The sequence below is a fragment of the Paradesertivirga mongoliensis genome, from assembly GCF_024436395.1.
GTDB classification, from domain to species: domain Bacteria; phylum Bacteroidota; class Bacteroidia; order Sphingobacteriales; family Sphingobacteriaceae; genus Paradesertivirga; species Paradesertivirga mongoliensis.
The window spans coordinates 85,081-99,768 of the sequence record NZ_JAFMZO010000004.1; the positions used below are offsets into that span (position 1 = coordinate 85,081).

19 protein-coding genes are annotated in these 14,688 nt (G+C 41.8%); 12 read left to right on the forward strand and 7 right to left on the reverse strand.

Annotation, left to right across the window (positions count from 1 at the left end; all coding sequences use genetic code 11):
- Positions 1-71 precede the first annotated feature (71 nt).
- From J3P43_RS15850 to J3P43_RS15860, 3 genes are all read left to right on the forward strand, one after another.
- Entirely contained in the window at positions 72-2,042 is a 1,971-nt protein-coding gene (locus tag J3P43_RS15850; RefSeq protein WP_255904238.1) for a TonB-dependent receptor plug domain-containing protein, read from the forward strand.
- A gap of 41 nt (positions 2,043-2,083) precedes the next feature.
- Entirely contained in the window at positions 2,084-2,791 is a 708-nt protein-coding gene (locus tag J3P43_RS15855; protein ID WP_255904240.1) for a Dph6-related ATP pyrophosphatase, read from the forward strand.
- A 74-nt stretch (positions 2,792-2,865) separates the two neighbouring features.
- The gene (locus tag J3P43_RS15860; RefSeq protein ID WP_255904242.1) at positions 2,866-3,063 is read left to right on the forward strand and encodes a hypothetical protein; all 198 of its coding nucleotides are present in this window, start codon (positions 2,866-2,868) and stop codon (positions 3,061-3,063) included.
- A gap of 56 nt (positions 3,064-3,119) precedes the next feature.
- Here the strand turns inward: J3P43_RS15860 and J3P43_RS15865 are convergent, their stop codons facing one another.
- Positions 3,120-3,572 (reverse strand): 3-oxoacyl-ACP synthase, encoded by a 453-nt coding sequence (locus J3P43_RS15865; RefSeq protein ID WP_255904244.1) that lies wholly within the window; start codon positions 3,570-3,572, stop codon positions 3,120-3,122.
- 123 nt (positions 3,573-3,695) lie between these two features.
- Between J3P43_RS15865 and J3P43_RS15870 the strand changes: the two genes are divergently transcribed.
- The 3 genes from J3P43_RS15870 to J3P43_RS15880 all read left to right on the forward strand — a co-directional run bounded on the left by J3P43_RS15870 (position 3,696) and on the right by J3P43_RS15880 (position 6,150).
- Positions 3,696-4,487 (forward strand): TIGR00266 family protein, encoded by a 792-nt coding sequence (locus tag J3P43_RS15870; protein WP_305121790.1) that lies wholly within the window; start codon positions 3,696-3,698, stop codon positions 4,485-4,487.
- A gap of 306 nt (positions 4,488-4,793) precedes the next feature.
- Positions 4,794-5,492 carry a CoA transferase subunit A gene (locus J3P43_RS15875; protein WP_255904246.1) on the forward strand — a complete coding sequence of 233 codons (699 nt, stop codon included), beginning with the start codon at positions 4,794-4,796 and terminating at the stop codon, positions 5,490-5,492.
- Between the two features lies 1 nt (position 5,493).
- Entirely contained in the window at positions 5,494-6,150 is a 657-nt protein-coding gene (locus J3P43_RS15880; RefSeq protein ID WP_255904248.1) for a CoA transferase subunit B, read from the forward strand.
- Here the strand turns inward: J3P43_RS15880 and J3P43_RS15885 are convergent.
- Genes J3P43_RS15885 through J3P43_RS15895 form a run of 3 tightly spaced genes read right to left on the reverse strand, consistent with a single transcriptional unit; the run spans position 6,147 to position 8,390 of the window.
- Positions 6,147-6,794 carry a uridine kinase family protein gene (locus J3P43_RS15885; RefSeq protein WP_255904250.1) on the reverse strand — a complete coding sequence of 216 codons (648 nt, stop codon included), beginning with the start codon at positions 6,792-6,794 and terminating at the stop codon, positions 6,147-6,149. The two genes, J3P43_RS15880 and J3P43_RS15885, sit on opposite strands and share 4 nt — an antisense overlap.
- On the reverse strand, positions 6,787-7,632 hold the full coding sequence (locus tag J3P43_RS15890; RefSeq protein WP_255904252.1) for a septal ring lytic transglycosylase RlpA family protein: 846 nt from the start codon (positions 7,630-7,632) through the stop codon (positions 6,787-6,789). The genes J3P43_RS15885 and J3P43_RS15890 overlap by 8 nt, the downstream gene beginning before the upstream one ends.
- A gap of 32 nt (positions 7,633-7,664) precedes the next feature.
- Complete coding sequence (locus J3P43_RS15895; RefSeq protein ID WP_255904254.1) at positions 7,665-8,390, reverse strand: DUF4905 domain-containing protein; 726 nt, start codon at positions 8,388-8,390, stop codon at positions 7,665-7,667.
- Between the two features lie 67 nt (positions 8,391-8,457).
- Here J3P43_RS15895 and J3P43_RS15900 point away from each other — a divergent pair, with 67 nt between their 5' ends.
- From J3P43_RS15900 to J3P43_RS15910, 3 genes are all read left to right on the forward strand, one after another.
- Positions 8,458-9,813 (forward strand): NfeD family protein, encoded by a 1,356-nt coding sequence (locus J3P43_RS15900; RefSeq protein ID WP_255904256.1) that lies wholly within the window; start codon positions 8,458-8,460, stop codon positions 9,811-9,813.
- Between the two features lie 42 nt (positions 9,814-9,855).
- Entirely contained in the window at positions 9,856-10,335 is a 480-nt protein-coding gene (locus J3P43_RS15905; protein ID WP_255904258.1) for a Dps family protein, read from the forward strand.
- 116 nt (positions 10,336-10,451) lie between these two features.
- Positions 10,452-10,907: a hypothetical protein gene (locus tag J3P43_RS15910; RefSeq protein WP_255904260.1), complete on the forward strand. Its 456-nt coding sequence runs from the start codon at positions 10,452-10,454 to the stop codon at positions 10,905-10,907.
- A 31-nt stretch (positions 10,908-10,938) separates the two neighbouring features.
- Here the strand turns inward: J3P43_RS15910 and J3P43_RS15915 are convergent, their stop codons facing one another.
- Positions 10,939-11,682: an SRPBCC family protein gene (locus J3P43_RS15915; protein ID WP_255904265.1), complete on the reverse strand. Its 744-nt coding sequence runs from the start codon at positions 11,680-11,682 to the stop codon at positions 10,939-10,941.
- Positions 11,683-11,794: 112 nt separating this feature from the next.
- Between J3P43_RS15915 and J3P43_RS15920 the strand changes: the two genes are divergently transcribed.
- Complete coding sequence (locus J3P43_RS15920) at positions 11,795-12,043, forward strand: hypothetical protein (RefSeq protein ID WP_255904267.1); 249 nt, start codon at positions 11,795-11,797, stop codon at positions 12,041-12,043.
- A gap of 18 nt (positions 12,044-12,061) precedes the next feature.
- Here the strand turns inward: J3P43_RS15920 and J3P43_RS15925 are convergent, their stop codons facing one another.
- Positions 12,062-12,823 carry an SGNH/GDSL hydrolase family protein gene (locus tag J3P43_RS15925; protein ID WP_255904269.1) on the reverse strand — a complete coding sequence of 254 codons (762 nt, stop codon included), beginning with the start codon at positions 12,821-12,823 and terminating at the stop codon, positions 12,062-12,064.
- Between the two features lie 35 nt (positions 12,824-12,858).
- On the reverse strand, positions 12,859-13,116 hold the full coding sequence (locus J3P43_RS15930; protein ID WP_255904271.1) for a hypothetical protein: 258 nt from the start codon (positions 13,114-13,116) through the stop codon (positions 12,859-12,861).
- A 38-nt stretch (positions 13,117-13,154) separates the two neighbouring features.
- Here J3P43_RS15930 and J3P43_RS15935 point away from each other — a divergent pair, with 38 nt between their 5' ends.
- Together J3P43_RS15935 and J3P43_RS15940 are read left to right on the forward strand one after the other, a co-directional pair.
- Positions 13,155-13,865, forward strand: a complete 711-nt coding sequence (locus J3P43_RS15935) for an SIR2 family NAD-dependent protein deacylase (RefSeq protein ID WP_255904273.1) — start codon at positions 13,155-13,157, stop codon at positions 13,863-13,865.
- 33 nt (positions 13,866-13,898) lie between these two features.
- On the forward strand, positions 13,899-14,666 hold the full coding sequence (locus tag J3P43_RS15940) for a DUF1570 domain-containing protein (protein ID WP_255904275.1): 768 nt from the start codon (positions 13,899-13,901) through the stop codon (positions 14,664-14,666).
- Positions 14,667-14,688: the final 22 nt, after the last annotated feature.

Sequence of the window (14,688 nt, forward strand, 5' to 3'; positions counted from 1 at the left end):
AATACCTTCCGCGTATTTATCATTTAATACCCTTCAAAACTGTTTGCTGTGGGCCTTACTCACAACAAATAATGAAAAAATTAACAACAATTGCAGCTGGCCTGGGGCTTGCTCAATTGGCGCTTATCAGTTCGGGCGCCCTGGCACAAGACACCACAAGAACTATTAATTCACAAACCGATCTGGAACAGGTTGTAGTTACCGCTACCCGTTCTGCCAAGCGTAAGGCAGAAGTAGGGAAAGTTGTACGAGTGATTACCTCGGAACAGATTCAGCGAAGTCAAGGTAGAACTTTGCCTGAAGTACTTAACAATGTTGCCGGTATCACGTATTCTGGCGCAAATAACGCGCAAAGCAACACTTCAGCTTCTCTGTTTCTAAGAGGTGCGTCGGCAGGGAATACGCTTATTCTGATCGACGGAATTCCGGTGAACGATGCTCAGAGCATTTCGAACGAGTATGATCTGAAATCAATCGCTATAGATCAAATTGAGCGTGTTGAGATATTAAAGGGTGGCAATTCAACCTTATATGGGAGTGACGCTGTAGCCGGGGTAATAAACATTATCACAAAAAAGCCAACTAATCAGGATTTAAATGCCAATGTTATTCTTACCGCCGGAAGTTATAACGCCAACAAACAAGCCATCGGCTTAAACGGCTCCGTTGGAAAAACAGGGATCGCATTTAATTATTCTCATACCGGCTCGAAGGAGTTCTCAGCGGCGACAGATGCTGCAGGAGATAAGAATTTTGATAGAGATGGTTACGATCAACATACACTCAGTTTTAACGGAAAGCAACAGCTTTCAGAAAGGCTTTCTGTAAACACTAACATTCAGTTGTCTAATAACAATGGTATGTCCGACGGAGGCTCATTCGCCGACGATAAAGATTATACCTACGATCGGACTCATTTCTTTGGAGGTATAACCGGAAGATATGCTCTGGAAAACGGCATTATTATAATGAATTTAAGTAATAATACCGTTTCCAGTAAGTTTTTAAACCGCCCGGATGATGGATCATCCGCACTAACAACCAATAATAAAGGAAGAATCTGGCAGGCAGATTTATTTGTAAACAAACCTCTTACAAGTTTCCTTGAACTTAATTCGGGTGTAAATTACAGAAGTTCAAACTCCGATCAGTTTAGCCAGTACAATGCATACGACCCCGAGATTTTGGAGTCTGAGAATGCAAAGTCTGATATCAGTAGTGTATTCACATCTGTATTTCTAAAAAATATGGGTGGATTTCACCTGGAACTTGGCGGCCGGTATAATCATCATTCTAAATACGGCGATAACTTCACTTATACCTTTAATCCATCCTACTTATTCTGGAACAGATACAAAGTGTTCTTTAATGCGTCATCTGCATTTAAAGCGCCTACCCTATATCAGCTGCATTCTCAATATAGAAATCCGGATGGTAATCTTAAGCCAGAGATTACGCAAACATATGATGCCGGCTTAGACTTGGATATAATAAAAAGAAAGCTCAATTTCAACGCAACGGTGTTTCAGCGTTTAACCAAAGATGATGTTATTTACTTCTATTCAGAGAACGTTGCTCCATGGAAAATGTATTACAAAAATGGAAGAAAGCAAAATGATAAAGGTTTGGAGCTTGAGTTGAATGCACATCCGCTTCAAGACTTGAATATCAGCGTATGGTACTCGTTTATCAAGGGCAAGGCGACAGATGAAAACGGAGCAGAAATAGAAAGCTTCTTACGTCGTCCGAAAAACTCATTTGGCTGGTCGGCTGGGTACTCGTTTAGTAAGTTATTGTCGTTTAATATGATGTATAAATATACCGGACATCGTGTTGATGTTTACTATGAAGGCTTTAACAGACGATCAGTGGATTTAAAATCGTACACACTGCTGGACGTGTATTTACAATCGCAGCCAATTAAAAACATTACCTTTTTCGGCGACTTCAAAAATGTACTCGACACCGGTTATGTAGAATGGGCAGGTTACAACACACGCGGCTTTAACTTTAACGCCGGCATTAAATATTTGGTGCGATAAAACTAGTGGCGGAATTTACCGCCACATTTATTACTATAACAATGAAAAAAGCCATATTCTGCTGGAGCGGCGGTAAAGATTCTTCCCTTTGTTTGTACGAGGTACTAAAAGAGAATGTTTACGATGTTCGTTACCTACTCACCACGGTGAACGAAAATTTTAAGCGCATATCGATGCACGGTGTCCGTGAGGAACTGGTTCGCCGCCAGGCAGAATCTCTCGGCATCGAGCTAAAAATAGTTTACGTGCGCGAAGGGAATAACGCGGAGTATGAGCGCAATATGGAAGCCCTTTTGCGGGAAATGAAGAAGGAGGGGATCGATCATGTTATTTTTGGAGATATTTTTCTCGAAGACTTACGTCAGTACCGGGAGAATAATCTTGCTAAGATTAATATGAAAGCAGTTTTTCCTTTATGGAAAAAGGATACTTCCGTACTCATTGAGAAGTTTATAACACTCGGTTTTAAAACCATTACCTGCTGCGTAAATGATCTTTATTTAGGTGAGGAAATGGTGGGAAAAACCGTTGATAAATCCTTTATTGACTCGCTGCCAGCCAATGTTGATCCATGCGGCGAAAACGGCGAGTTTCATACGTTCTGTTTTGATGGGCCTATATTCAGCAAACCAGTCGGGTTTCTAAAAGCAGAAAATGTATATAAACCTCTTGAGGTAAAAAGTGATAAAGTATGTTCCAGCCTGGAGGGAACAAAAGGTTTCTGGTTCTGTGAACTTGTACCTGCTTAAAAAATATTTTTTATTTATAGGTTACCTATTCTACTTTTCGGTATTAACTTAAAAATAACCCTAAAAAATATAACATGAAAAATCTATTTAAATTCGGTTTCCTTGCTTTCGCAATTACTTTATCAGTTGCTGCTTGTCAGTCTAATCAAACCGAAGATAACGCTGCTGATTCTATCGATTCAACTGCTGATGTTACTACAGATTCATTAGGTGCTGTTGCAGACACAGTTGATTCTGCTGCAGAAGCAAGTATCGATTCAGTACAACACTAAGATATTACGGTTAACCTTAAAACCCATTGTTTAAAAAAGCAATGGGTTTTTTGGCTTTAATATACCTGGGTAATTCTATATTCTTTCCCATTAAAGCGGAAACCCGATCCCTTTTCTAATCCAACGAGAATCTTGCCGATAGGTGAGACTGCCGATATCGCGAAGAATACCTGCTCCTCTACGATAAACTGCCCGGCACTTACAGAAATAAAAAAGTTGCCCTTATCGGTAAATACAATACTCCCGTTTTGGATAGTCTTTGACGTTTTTTCAATATTGATCTGCGACAGTGCGTGTTTAAGCTTTCCCGCTTCATATAGCTGAGCCTCATTGCGGCTTATTTCCTGCTGCATCATTTCCCTTGTAGTTTCATATTTATCGCCTGCACTGCTCTTGGTATCATCCTGCGAAGCCTCTTTCGCGGAGACAATGGCGTTCTCTGCCGACTTTATCCGTTCGTCTACACTCTCGAAGCATTTACGTAAAAGCTCTTGTTTTAAACTTAGCATAGACAAAAGAAGTAATTAATACGTTCTCTCTGGCGATTAATATTATTTGTCGGATAATTTTCTTCGAATAAATTTGTAACAGACACTCATGCAATTCATCCAAATTACTTTAAGAAACGGAAAATGATAAGTAATCACGAAATAGATTATCGCATCCATGGCGAAGAGATGCAGTACGTTGAAGTGGAACTCGATCCGCAAGAGACGGCAGTAGCCGAAGCCGGAGCTTTCATGATGATGGAAGATGGCATCCAGATGCAGACCATCTTTGGCGACGGAAGTCAGCAGCAATCCGGTTTTATGGGCAAACTGTTTAGTGCGGGCAAACGCTTATTAACCGGCGAGAGCCTGTTTATGACAGCCTTCACCAATATGGCCGCCGGAAAGAAGAAAGTGAGCTTTGCGTCACCTTATCCGGGCAAAATAATTCCGATGGATTTATCACAACTTGGCGGAAAAATCACATGCCAGAAAGATTCTTTTTTGTGCGCCGCAAAGGGAGTGAGCATCAGCATTGAATTTCAGCGAAAACTGGGGGCTGGTCTGTTTGGCGGCGAAGGCTTTATTATGCAGAAGCTGGAAGGCGATGGAATGGCCTTTGTTCATGCGGGCGGCCATGTAACTATGAAGGACTTACATCCTGGTGAAATATTGAAAGTGGATACTGGATGTATCGTAGCCTTTACACAGGGCATAAACTATGATATACAATTCGTAGGCGGAATAAAAAATACATTATTTGGCGGCGAAGGGGTTTTCTTTGCCACCCTGCAAGGCCCGGGGCGGGTTTGGATTCAAACGTTGCCCATTAGCAGACTGGCAAGCAGAATATTAACTTATGCTACCAGCAATCGTAAAGAAGAAGGGAGCTTACTAGGTGGTTTAGGAAATCTTTTAGACGGAGATGGGCGGTAGATAACTGAGCTTAGCAGAATACTTGAGTGTGTTTGAAAGAATATTTTCGACACACTCTCTTATAATCTTCCGGGACACTTTTTACAGCGCTTGCCCTTTTTGTATTTCTTACAGCATTTTTTTTTATCACAGCAGGAGAAAAGCGTAGCCATTCCTTTAGCAAATTCAGGATCCGTCGGACTCACCCTTTCGTCTATATTCAAGTTCACGTGGCAGAAGTTCTCCATTAACAGCAAAGATACTTGTTTAGAATTATTCTAAACAATTTTTTTGAAGATTTAGTTTATCTTGTATTAAACATAAACTATGATTAATAAAGTAGTACCCGACGCCCAAACTGCTGTATCTGACATCGTTAATGGGATGACGCTAATGTTTGGCGGCTTCGGGCTTTGCGGGATTCCTGAAAATTGTATTGCAGCCCTCGTTGAAAAAGGCATCAAAGAACTAACCTGTATTTCTAATAATGCAGGGGTCGATGATTTCGGACTGGGGTTGATGCTCAAGCAAAGACAACTCAAAAAGATGATCGCATCGTATGTGGGCGAAAATGCTGAATTTGAGCGGCAACTGTTATCAGGCGAGCTCGAGGTTGATCTTATCCCGCAAGGCACACTTGCAACCCGTTGTTTGGCCGCCGGCTATGGGATGCCTGCAATATTCACTCCGGCAGGGGTAGGCACTGAAATAGCTGAGGGAAAAGAAATGCGTAACTTTAACGGAAAAGAATACCTTATGGAAATGGCTTTTGACGCCGATTTCGCCCTGGTAAAAGCCTGGAAAGGGGATACCGCCGGAAATCTGATCTACAAAGCAACGGCCCGTAATTTTAACCACGTGATGGCGATGGCTGGAAAAATAACTATCGCTGAAGTAGAACACCTGGTGCCTGCCGGCGAACTTGATCCGGATCATATTCATACTCCGGGGGTATACGTGCAAAGAATTTTTGAGGGGAAGGATTACGAAAAAAGGATTGAGCAAAGAACTGTAAGAAGCCGGTAATATGTTAGATAAAAACGGGATAGCGAAGCGTATCGCAAAAGAAATTAAAGATGGGTTCTACGTAAACCTGGGCATAGGGATTCCTACTCTGGTAGCCAATTACATTCCTCAGGAGTTAAATGTGGTGCTACAGTCTGAAAATGGTTTGCTCGGAATGGGGCCCTTTCCATACGAAGGGGAAGAAGACCCCGATTTGATAAACGCCGGAAAACAAACTATAACCACCTTAAACGGCTCGGCTTTTTTTGATTCGGCGATGAGCTTTGGCATGATCAGAGCGCAAAAAATTGACCTCACAATTCTGGGAGCTATGGAAGTTTCTGAAAACGGAGACATTGCCAACTGGAAGATTCCAGGTAAACTCGTCAAGGGGATGGGAGGAGCGATGGATCTTGTTGCATCAGCAAAAAATATCATAGTAGCTATGCAGCATATTAATAAAGCAGGAGAAAGCAAAATCCTTCCGCAATGCACACTTCCGCTTACCGGAGTGGCTTGTGTGAAAAAAATTGTGACCGAGTTAGCGGTTCTTGATGTTGTTCCAGAGGGTGGATTCAAATTGATCGAACGTGCACCGGGCGTTTCTGTAGAAGAAATTAAAGCCGCAACTGCCGGAAAATTGATTGTTGAGGGGGATATTCCCGAAATGGAAATTTAAAGGCCTTTCTTAAAAACAGGAATCTTAGTTTTTAACTCTTCCGATATCGTTTTCGAAATGGAAATAATATCTTCCGCCAACTGCGTGTTGTTACTTACTATGTTGTGGCAATCAGTTTTAAACGGCAATAAGTATTCTTTATAAGCCGGCACAACGTGGTTATGCCATTTATACAAAATATCGTCTTCAGAATAACCACGCTCTATTAAATCGCGTTTCAATCTGCGTTTAAGTGCAATTTCTTCTTCTGCGTCCAGGAAGATCTTCAGGTCGAGCAGTTCTGCAATTTCTTTAAAATGAAGAATAAATAGCCCTTCGACAATTAAAACAGGTGCGGGTTTTATCTCCAGAAGTTTTGGTTTTGCAGCCGGATTATTGAAGGTATATTCTTTCTTATAAACGGTTTCGCCGGATATCAGTGTTTTAATATCATTCAGAAAAAGTTGATTATCAATGGTTGAGGGAAGATCGAAGTTGTACAACTTGTTTTCTTCCGGGCCCAGATCGCCTACCGGGATGTAATAATCATCCTGCGAAAGCAGCGATACTTCGTTCTTTTGGAAATGTTGCAGAAAGCAATTTAAAAAGAAAGTTTTGCCCGAGCCGCTTCCTCCGGCGATACCAACAATAAACGGTTTATTCATTCGGCATTCCGTAATCAATGCTTACCTGGAACCTTTTATCTAATGCGCCCAGCAATTCTGCTGTGGCTTTTGTGATTACAATAATCACATCCTTTGTGGTTTCGTTTTCCGTGAACTTACCCACCACTTTAACAAAAGTGGCCCTGTCTGTCATCGGATTAGTGATTTTTACTACCGTACCAATCGGGGCGGTACGATGCAGTGCCAGCATCTTTGATCCGTCAAGGTTTTCATCGGTGATCCATACTGCCACACCGCGTTCATTACGTTCTGAAAGCCCAAGCCTGCTGGTAGGGATTCTTGGTTTTTCTTCGGTTTTTTCGTCAGCTTCTTCTGGCAGAGGAGAAGGGCTCACAACCTGCGGCCGCACTTCCACCACCGCTGGAGTTGCAGCATTTTGTCCCTGAGGTATCTTTAAGGTCTGGCCAACGCTAAGCTTGTCGCTGCTCAGATTATTCAGCGCTTTAATGGCCTCAACAGTTGTATTAAACCTTTTTGCGATGGTATAAAGAAATTCCCGGCGCCCAACTTTATATTCGATAAAATTAGAATTTGCGTTGTTTGCCTGGCTGGATAATCTGGCTTTGTTAAAAGGTCTTTCTGTGGGTACTTTTACGAGGGTTCCGATATGGAGTGGGATGTTATTATTTTGTTCGATAATGCTTCGAGGCGAAACCTTGTAAAGGCGGGCTATAGAATAGTAAGTTTCTTTAGCCTGAACCTTGTGTAAAATAAGTTGGTTTCCGTTTTGATTCTCGACACCAATAGAGTCTATAGCATTCGAAGCCGTTGCTCCTAAAGAAATAAAAACGAAAAATATGAAATAGAAAAAGCGCATTAATTAAATCCCCCTGTTGTTAAGCCCTGCAATTATACTAAATAGGACACAAACTCTTGTTTGTTGCCGCGTATATAAAACAAGTGATTGTGCTGGATAAAGAACGCTTCGGGGTTGAGTTTTTGTATGTCGGCAGCAAGAATATCTTGCATTAAAGGTGTTCCGTCTTGATAAACAGCAAGTTGTTGAGTGTAAAAATTTTCTTTTTGTGTGTGAAATGCCAAAATGATCTTGCGGTTTATTTCCAGGTAGAATACCGGGCCATAGGTGTTGCCGGGTAAAAGATGGCTGAACTGCCGGCTGTCTTCCAGGATTTCGGGAATCACAATATCTCTCTGCAGGGGAGTATCTCTGGATATTTTTGTTGAAAGCACTTCTCCTGTCTCTGCCGAGATCAGCTCAAATATTTTGGGTTGGATTTTTGGGTTGTAAACTATTAGCCCGCTGTCACTTATCTCATGTAGGGTTTTATGAAAATGCTGCCATGCAATTTCACCTGAACTGTTTAATGCGATTATTCCTTTATGTTCGGGGCTGCCTTCATTGACGTAGCTATGCACGTAAATCATACCCGAGTGAACCCGATCAAGGCTCCAGAACCAACCCTCCTGCACGGTGATCTCTTTGAAAAAGGCTTCTCCCGATACGTAGTCAAACGCCGAAAAATAGGTAGTCCGGTTAGATACGTCCCTGGATTCGATAGCGACTATAGTATTATGGTCGTCGGTTTCAACTCTCCAGATTATGCCCTTGAACATTTCGGACAATGTTGGATTGAATTTAAATTTATAACTTGCAGTCATCCTTTCAAAATTAACCTATTTTATGAATCGGTACCTAAATCATTTAAAGGTTACAGTTCTGGTAACTTTAGCTGTTCTTATCCAATCGTTCTCTGTTGCGCAGACAAAAGTAAAAGTCTACACCTTCGAAATGAAAGAAGAAATAGGGCCATCTGCCTGGCGCTTAACTCAAAAAGCTTTTGAAGGCGCCTCTAGATCAAAGGCCAACCTTTTGCTTATAAGAATGAATACCTATGGTGGTATGGTAGACTTTGCCGATTCTATACGGACAAAGCTGTTGAGTTCTCCTATAAAAACCATAGTGTATATTGATAATAATGCTGCATCGGCAGGCGCCCTTATCGCGATAGCATGCGACAAAATATACATGAAAAAAGGAGCTGGCATTGGCGCAGCGAGTGTGGTCAATGGGCAGGGCGAGATTATGCCCGAAAAATATCAGTCGTATATGCGTGGATTGATGCGTTCGACGGCAGAAGCAAAAGGAAGAGATCCTAAAATTGCCGAGGCCTTTGTGGATCCGGATGTAGCTATTCCTAACATTATCGTGAAAGGAAAAGTTTTAACATTAACCAGCAAAGAAGCGATAAAAGCAGGCTTTTGCAACGGGGAGGCAGCTAATATTGCAGACGTTTTGAAGGCAGAGGGTGTTTTGAACTACGAGATAGTGAATCACCATGTGAGTGCCATGGATAAAGCAATCGGTTTTTTGATGAACCCCGCTATCAGCGGAGTGTTAATCCTTTTAATTATAGGAGGCATTTATTTTGAAATGCAAAGCCCCGGGATAGGGTTCGCCTTGCTGGTTTCGGTAGTTGCAGCACTTTTATATTTCGCCCCTTTATACATGGAGGGCCTTGCAGCGCACTGGGAAATTGGTTTATTTTTAATCGGTCTGGTACTGCTTGCGGTCGAGGTATTTGTTATTCCGGGTTTTGGCGTTGCCGGGATTCTGGGTATCCTTTGTGTAGTTGCTGGGTTGGCCTTAAGCTTAGTTATGAATAATATGTTTGATTTTACAATTACAGGTCCGGAGAAGGTAAGTAGTGCCTTTATTCTGGTTCTTGTCTCGATGGTCCTGTCTATAGTGATATCGGTGATTTTTGGCCGTTCATTACTGCGTTCATCCGCTTTCCAGCGATTGGTGCTCAAAGATGAACAGCGTTCGGGATTAGGTTATGTAAGTGGCAGGCAAAATTCGGAGCTCTTGAATAAAACCGGAATTGCCCGGACAGATATGCGGCCTTCTGGCAAAATAGAGGTCGACGGAACCTGGTACGATGCCGTAGCATTGGATGGATTTATCGAGAAAGACAAGGAAGTTACCATTACCAAGCAAGAGAATTATAATGTTTTTGTAAGGAAAAAAGGAAGCTGAAAACTTTAAAAGGGACAAGCGGTTTCTATCTAAAATCATATTATGAAAGCAGAAGAAATCGGCCTTGAGGCTGTTAAAGTAAATCCAATAGTTGATCAGCTTAACGAGTTACTCGCTAATTATCATATCCATTATCAGAAATTGCGTGGCTGCCATTGGAACGTTAAGGGGAAAAGCTTTTTTACTCTGCACGCTAAGTTCGAAGAGCTTTATACCAACGCTGTCGAATCTATTGATGAGCTCGCTGAACGAATCCTGACGTTGGGAAAACCTCCTTTAAGTACTTATCAGGAATACATTAAAACTTCGCGTATAAAGGAAATGAATACCGTTGGAAAAGACGACATTGCTTTGGTTACTGCCGTTCTGGAAGATTTCTCAACCCTGATTGAAATAGAGCGCGAGATAATGGAGAGCACTGCTGAGGCGGGAGACGATGGTACAAACGATATGATCAACCGTTTTATGCAATTTAAAGAAAAAAATACCTGGATGTTACGGGCATTTTGCGGGAAACAATAAGTATTAGGACTAGTACTCTTACTATTGGTTAAATTTTTTATGGTTTATTTTGCTGGGTGATAAACACTTGTTAAATTTAACTTGTTGTAACATAGCTCATTGTAATCTATAGCCATATGAAAACCTTTTATGCAAGCATGTTCTGCGTTTGGTTCAGCGCAATGCTTTTCAACTCCTGCGTTAAAAATGATGAGTCACCCAAAGCGGTCTCCAGAATTGATACCCTGACAGTTAAAACATCTATGAAAGGTTGGGAGCTTTATAGCTGGCCGGAGAAGAATATTTGGAGATTCGCGTTTTTAACTGGGACGAATAGGATCAAATCTTTAGCGGAAGTAACTACCGAAGCAGGCGATATGCTTTTGATTCGTGTTACGGGGATTGATTCAGTTAAGTTAGTTCTTAATAAAATCCCTCCTGGCGAATCGATAATGATGATTGGCGAGGGATGGCTTCATAATACCTGGAAGGAGCAGTCTTATGGCGCACTGCAGTTGCCCCCTCAAAGTGTTGTTAACGAAATAAAAGCGTATGGTGACCAGAAGCATATCACCATAAATTCAACAAACTAACAAAGGCCCGGTAGATCCGGGCCTTTGTTTTTTAAACCTTCTGTTCGCGCGAACTTAGGTAAGTCTGATATTCCTGTCCTTCTACATAGTGTTTGAAGTTAGTGATATCTTCCCTGACCATATTTTCGAACACGCCGTTGAGAAGTTTGGCTACGCCCCGTCCGATATTTCCGGCTGGCGGAAAGTAGTTGATCTCTACATTCAGTTCTGTTCCAAGACCATTAATGGCGTCAGAAAATTCCACTTTTCCCGCATTGTCAATCATAGAACCCTCAATAGACTGCCAGCCGATATAGCTGTTTTGTTCTTCACGGGTGATTTCTGCTTTCCATTTGATCTTTAGCAGATCATTAGGGATATTGGCGCTCCATTGAGATTGAGTGGCATCAAGTTCTGTTACAGAATGCAAATGCTTCATAAATCTCGGAAGGTTTTCCAGGTTTCGCCAGAAGCTATACACCTCATCGCGCGGGCGGTCAACTATAAAACGTTCTGTAATCCTGATTGGCTGCAAATCGGTAGTATCTTTACCTATTTTGTCGTAAACAGGACAGAATCCCGTGGCACCGCGATATAATAGCACGCCGCCAACAGCAGCTTCCTGCAGGCCGATAAACGGATGGTTAAATAATTGTTTAATCCCCTTATAAAAAATGTACGAACCTGCCGCAATTGATAGTAAACGCTCGGCCGTATTTACATTTTCAGAGCTTTTAGGTTCAAGAAATGAACCTTTCAAAGATTCATTCACTTTGGATGTTATTGTTTCAAGCATAATTAATCATAAATAGTGTATTTGATTAACAACGCTTGTTTAAAATAGTTATCGAAATCTTTATTAAAACCTCAAACACTCTAACAAAAATGTCGTTTTAGAGATGAACACCATGAAACAACTATTCTTAATATCACACGACACAACCACAGCAGTACAGGTGGGCATATCAGTTACGGGCATAGCCACAGTTGAGCCGGAAAGGATAGCTGCAATAAATGCTTTCTTGACGCTCAATCATATGAAAAACATCATCCCCGTGTGGGATGATGATGATGAATTTGAAGAAATACTGGATACCTATACTTTTATCACCGTAGACGATGCCAATAAAAGCATTTATAACAGAAAGTTGCAGTAGAGTTAACGAATCTGACCGTTATCCTTTCACTGCATCAAGCCAGGCTTGAGACATCAGCCTGGCTCCGGCAATGCTTGGATGAACTCCATCAGGCGCCCAATAAGCGCCGGGAGCTTTTTCAAGGGCCTGATCGAACACTTTCTGGAAGGGGATAAATACTGCGTCAAATTCTTCTGCCATTTGCTTTGAAACTTTTTGATATTCGCTAAAAGCAGGAAACCAGCTTTTATCCACAGACTTACCTATTATCGCAAACGGTTCGCCAATAATAAATTTCACATTAGGAAGTTTCTCTCTGGTTTTATTAAGCAGCGCCCGATAATCGTTGCGATAAGTGTCAAGCGTGCCTTTATACGTATTTCTGATAAAGTGCCAATAATCATTAACGCCTATCAGAATACTAATCACATTCGGGCTCAAATTGAGTGCGTCCGCTTCCCAGCGATCGGCCAGTTGATGAACCTTATTGCCGCTGATACCACGGTTGTATAATTTGAGATCTTTCTCCGGGAACTTATTCAGCAGTTCAGCAGCCGATAGAAAGGCATATCCGCCTCCAAATCCTTTCTGAGTATTGAAATCGGGATCGGTGCGCAGTCTGCCCGCGTCGGTTATAGAATCTCCCTGAAAAAGGATGGTGTCGTTTTTGTTAAGATTGATTTTTTTTCCGGGCTTTTCGGATGTGGCTGAAAATACGATTTCGGGGATGCTGATAGCTGCCAGGCCTCCTAATGCAACTTTATTGATAAAGGCTCTCCGGTCTGATTGATTAGTTTTCATTCAGCAAGATATTGAAAAATCAGGAAATTGATCAATTATAACGGCCGGTTTCTTATAATTTCGAGGCCAATAAGACCAACTACGCCGTTTGTGAAATTTCCCTCAATTTGCTCCCATTCACCATCTTCGTTGCATTGGATACATGCACACATCTCATCATCTAAATAAACAAGGTACTGATGGTATGATGGAACGATTTTCAATAACTTGGGGCCGCTTTCGCTGATGGCTGCCTCGACGAAAAAAGGCTGACCGGTTTTGCGGGCTTGGGGTGATTGTTGGCTCTCTTCCATTTTAATTAAACACCAAAAAGACAGTAATTGTTGCTGATATGTATATTTACCCTGCAATGTCTGAGAAAAAGAGGATAGTGGTGTTAACCGGAGCAGGAATTTCTGCTGAAAGCGGCTTGCAAACCTTTAGAGATTCTGACGGGTTGTGGGAGGGATATGATATTTACGATGTAGCCACTCCCGAAGCCTGGCAACGTAATCCGGTGCTTGTTCAGGAGTTTTACAATATGCGCCGGAAGGCGGTTCTCGAGGCTTCACCCAACGCTGCACATATCGCACTAAAAAAGCTCGAAAAGGGCTTTGATGTGCAGATCATCACCCAAAATGTAGACAATTTGCATGAGCGGGCTGGTTCTTCAAACATTCTTCATTTGCATGGCATCATTACTAAATCGCAGTCCTGCATAGATCCAGAGGCAGTATATGATATCGACGGCTGGGAATTAAAAATGGGAGAAACTTGTGAATATGGCTCACAACTTCGCCCGCATGTTGTCTGGTTTGGCGAAGCTGTCCCCATGATCGAGCCGGCCGCTAAAATTGCATCTTCTGCAGATATATTCATTTTGATTGGTACATCACTAGCTGTGTATCCCGCTGCCGGATTGGTTGATTTTGTTCCATTCCGTGCAGAAAAAGTATTGGTTGATCCTAACAGCTCCAGTGCAGGCAGTGGTAAATGGAGAATAATTCCGGAGAAAGCCGGCGAGGCCGTTCCTAAACTAGTTGATGAGTTACTCGGGTCTTGACCCTTTTGGTGTGTTTAACGATACCGGAACAATATGATCAAATACCGTCTTATTTCTTTCTTCTTCCTTTTCTACTGTGCCGGGGCTGTATCACAGGTTGTTGAATTTAAAAATGTGGGTTGCCGGATATCCTCAAAAGATATAAGTTATGTAGAAAGGATAGTACGGTTTGAATCAGCGTTGTACAACAACCTGTTCAATACCAGGAGTAACGACTCCCTCCATATTAAAGTGACCGTTTTCGGTAATCCGGATGAATACAGAGGTGTATTCCTAAATGAAACTGGGGGTAAAGGCCATGGCACCAACGGGTTTTACAGCCATAGATTAAACGAATCTTTTCTGTATAAACGGCCCGAATATCTTCAAACCGTGGTACATGAAATAAGTCATTGTATGCTAGCCCATAACTTCAGCAGGGCCCCGAGATGGCTGCAGGAAGGTATGGCAGAGTTTTGCGAAACATTAACCATTGAGGATAATAAAATAGTTTTTTCTGCTCAGAGGTCCCGTATTAATTCTGTTGTTCATACAGTAAAAGGCCAACCGCTTAAACTACGGGAATTTTTTAATTCTAATCGCTGGGGCGAGAAAGCACAAACTCCGGTCCTGTACGATATATCTTATGCTGTTATTTATTATCTGATAAAAAAGAATCCTAACACGTTGAAACAGATGCTTAGTTATATGGGAGAGGGGCATAATTCAATTGATGCAATCGAATATAGCTACGGGGGGTTCTATAATTTTGAAAACGATTTTAACCGTTTTTACAAAAACACCTTAGTTAAAGTGTTCTAGAGTGAAGATATAATCCCGGCGA

Bases quoted from the DNA above. Each gene is read 5' to 3' on its own strand.
- J3P43_RS15865 (WP_255904244.1), bottom strand. From the start codon at position 3,572: ATGCTAAGTTTAAAACAAGAGCTTTTACGTAAATGCTTCGAGAGTGTA.
- J3P43_RS15930 (WP_255904271.1), bottom strand. From the start codon at position 13,116: ATGGAAGAGAGCCAACAATCACCCCAAGCCCGCAAAACCGGTCAGCCT.
- J3P43_RS15905 (WP_255904258.1), top strand. From the start codon at position 9,856: ATGAAAGCAGAAGAAATCGGCCTTGAGGCTGTTAAAGTAAATCCAATA.
- J3P43_RS15915 (WP_255904265.1), bottom strand. From the start codon at position 11,682: ATGCTTGAAACAATAACATCCAAAGTGAATGAATCTTTGAAAGGTTCA.
- J3P43_RS15920 (WP_255904267.1), top strand. From the start codon at position 11,795: ATGAAACAACTATTCTTAATATCACACGACACAACCACAGCAGTACAG.
- J3P43_RS15870 (WP_305121790.1), top strand. From the start codon at position 3,696: ATGATAAGTAATCACGAAATAGATTATCGCATCCATGGCGAAGAGATG.
- J3P43_RS15860 (WP_255904242.1), top strand. From the start codon at position 2,866: ATGAAAAATCTATTTAAATTCGGTTTCCTTGCTTTCGCAATTACTTTA.
- J3P43_RS15935 (WP_255904273.1), top strand. From the start codon at position 13,155: ATGTATATTTACCCTGCAATGTCTGAGAAAAAGAGGATAGTGGTGTTA.
- J3P43_RS15900 (WP_255904256.1), top strand. From the start codon at position 8,458: ATGAATCGGTACCTAAATCATTTAAAGGTTACAGTTCTGGTAACTTTA.
- J3P43_RS15875 (WP_255904246.1), top strand. From the start codon at position 4,794: ATGATTAATAAAGTAGTACCCGACGCCCAAACTGCTGTATCTGACATC.
- J3P43_RS15910 (WP_255904260.1), top strand. From the start codon at position 10,452: ATGAAAACCTTTTATGCAAGCATGTTCTGCGTTTGGTTCAGCGCAATG.
- J3P43_RS15880 (WP_255904248.1), top strand. From the start codon at position 5,494: ATGTTAGATAAAAACGGGATAGCGAAGCGTATCGCAAAAGAAATTAAA.
- J3P43_RS15895 (WP_255904254.1), bottom strand. From the start codon at position 8,390: ATGTTCAAGGGCATAATCTGGAGAGTTGAAACCGACGACCATAATACT.
- J3P43_RS15885 (WP_255904250.1), bottom strand. From the start codon at position 6,794: ATGAATAAACCGTTTATTGTTGGTATCGCCGGAGGAAGCGGCTCGGGC.
- J3P43_RS15855 (WP_255904240.1), top strand. From the start codon at position 2,084: ATGAAAAAAGCCATATTCTGCTGGAGCGGCGGTAAAGATTCTTCCCTT.
- J3P43_RS15890 (WP_255904252.1), bottom strand. From the start codon at position 7,632: ATGCGCTTTTTCTATTTCATATTTTTCGTTTTTATTTCTTTAGGAGCA.
- J3P43_RS15850 (WP_255904238.1), top strand. From the start codon at position 72: ATGAAAAAATTAACAACAATTGCAGCTGGCCTGGGGCTTGCTCAATTG.
- J3P43_RS15925 (WP_255904269.1), bottom strand. From the start codon at position 12,823: ATGAAAACTAATCAATCAGACCGGAGAGCCTTTATCAATAAAGTTGCA.
- J3P43_RS15940 (WP_255904275.1), top strand. From the start codon at position 13,899: ATGATCAAATACCGTCTTATTTCTTTCTTCTTCCTTTTCTACTGTGCC.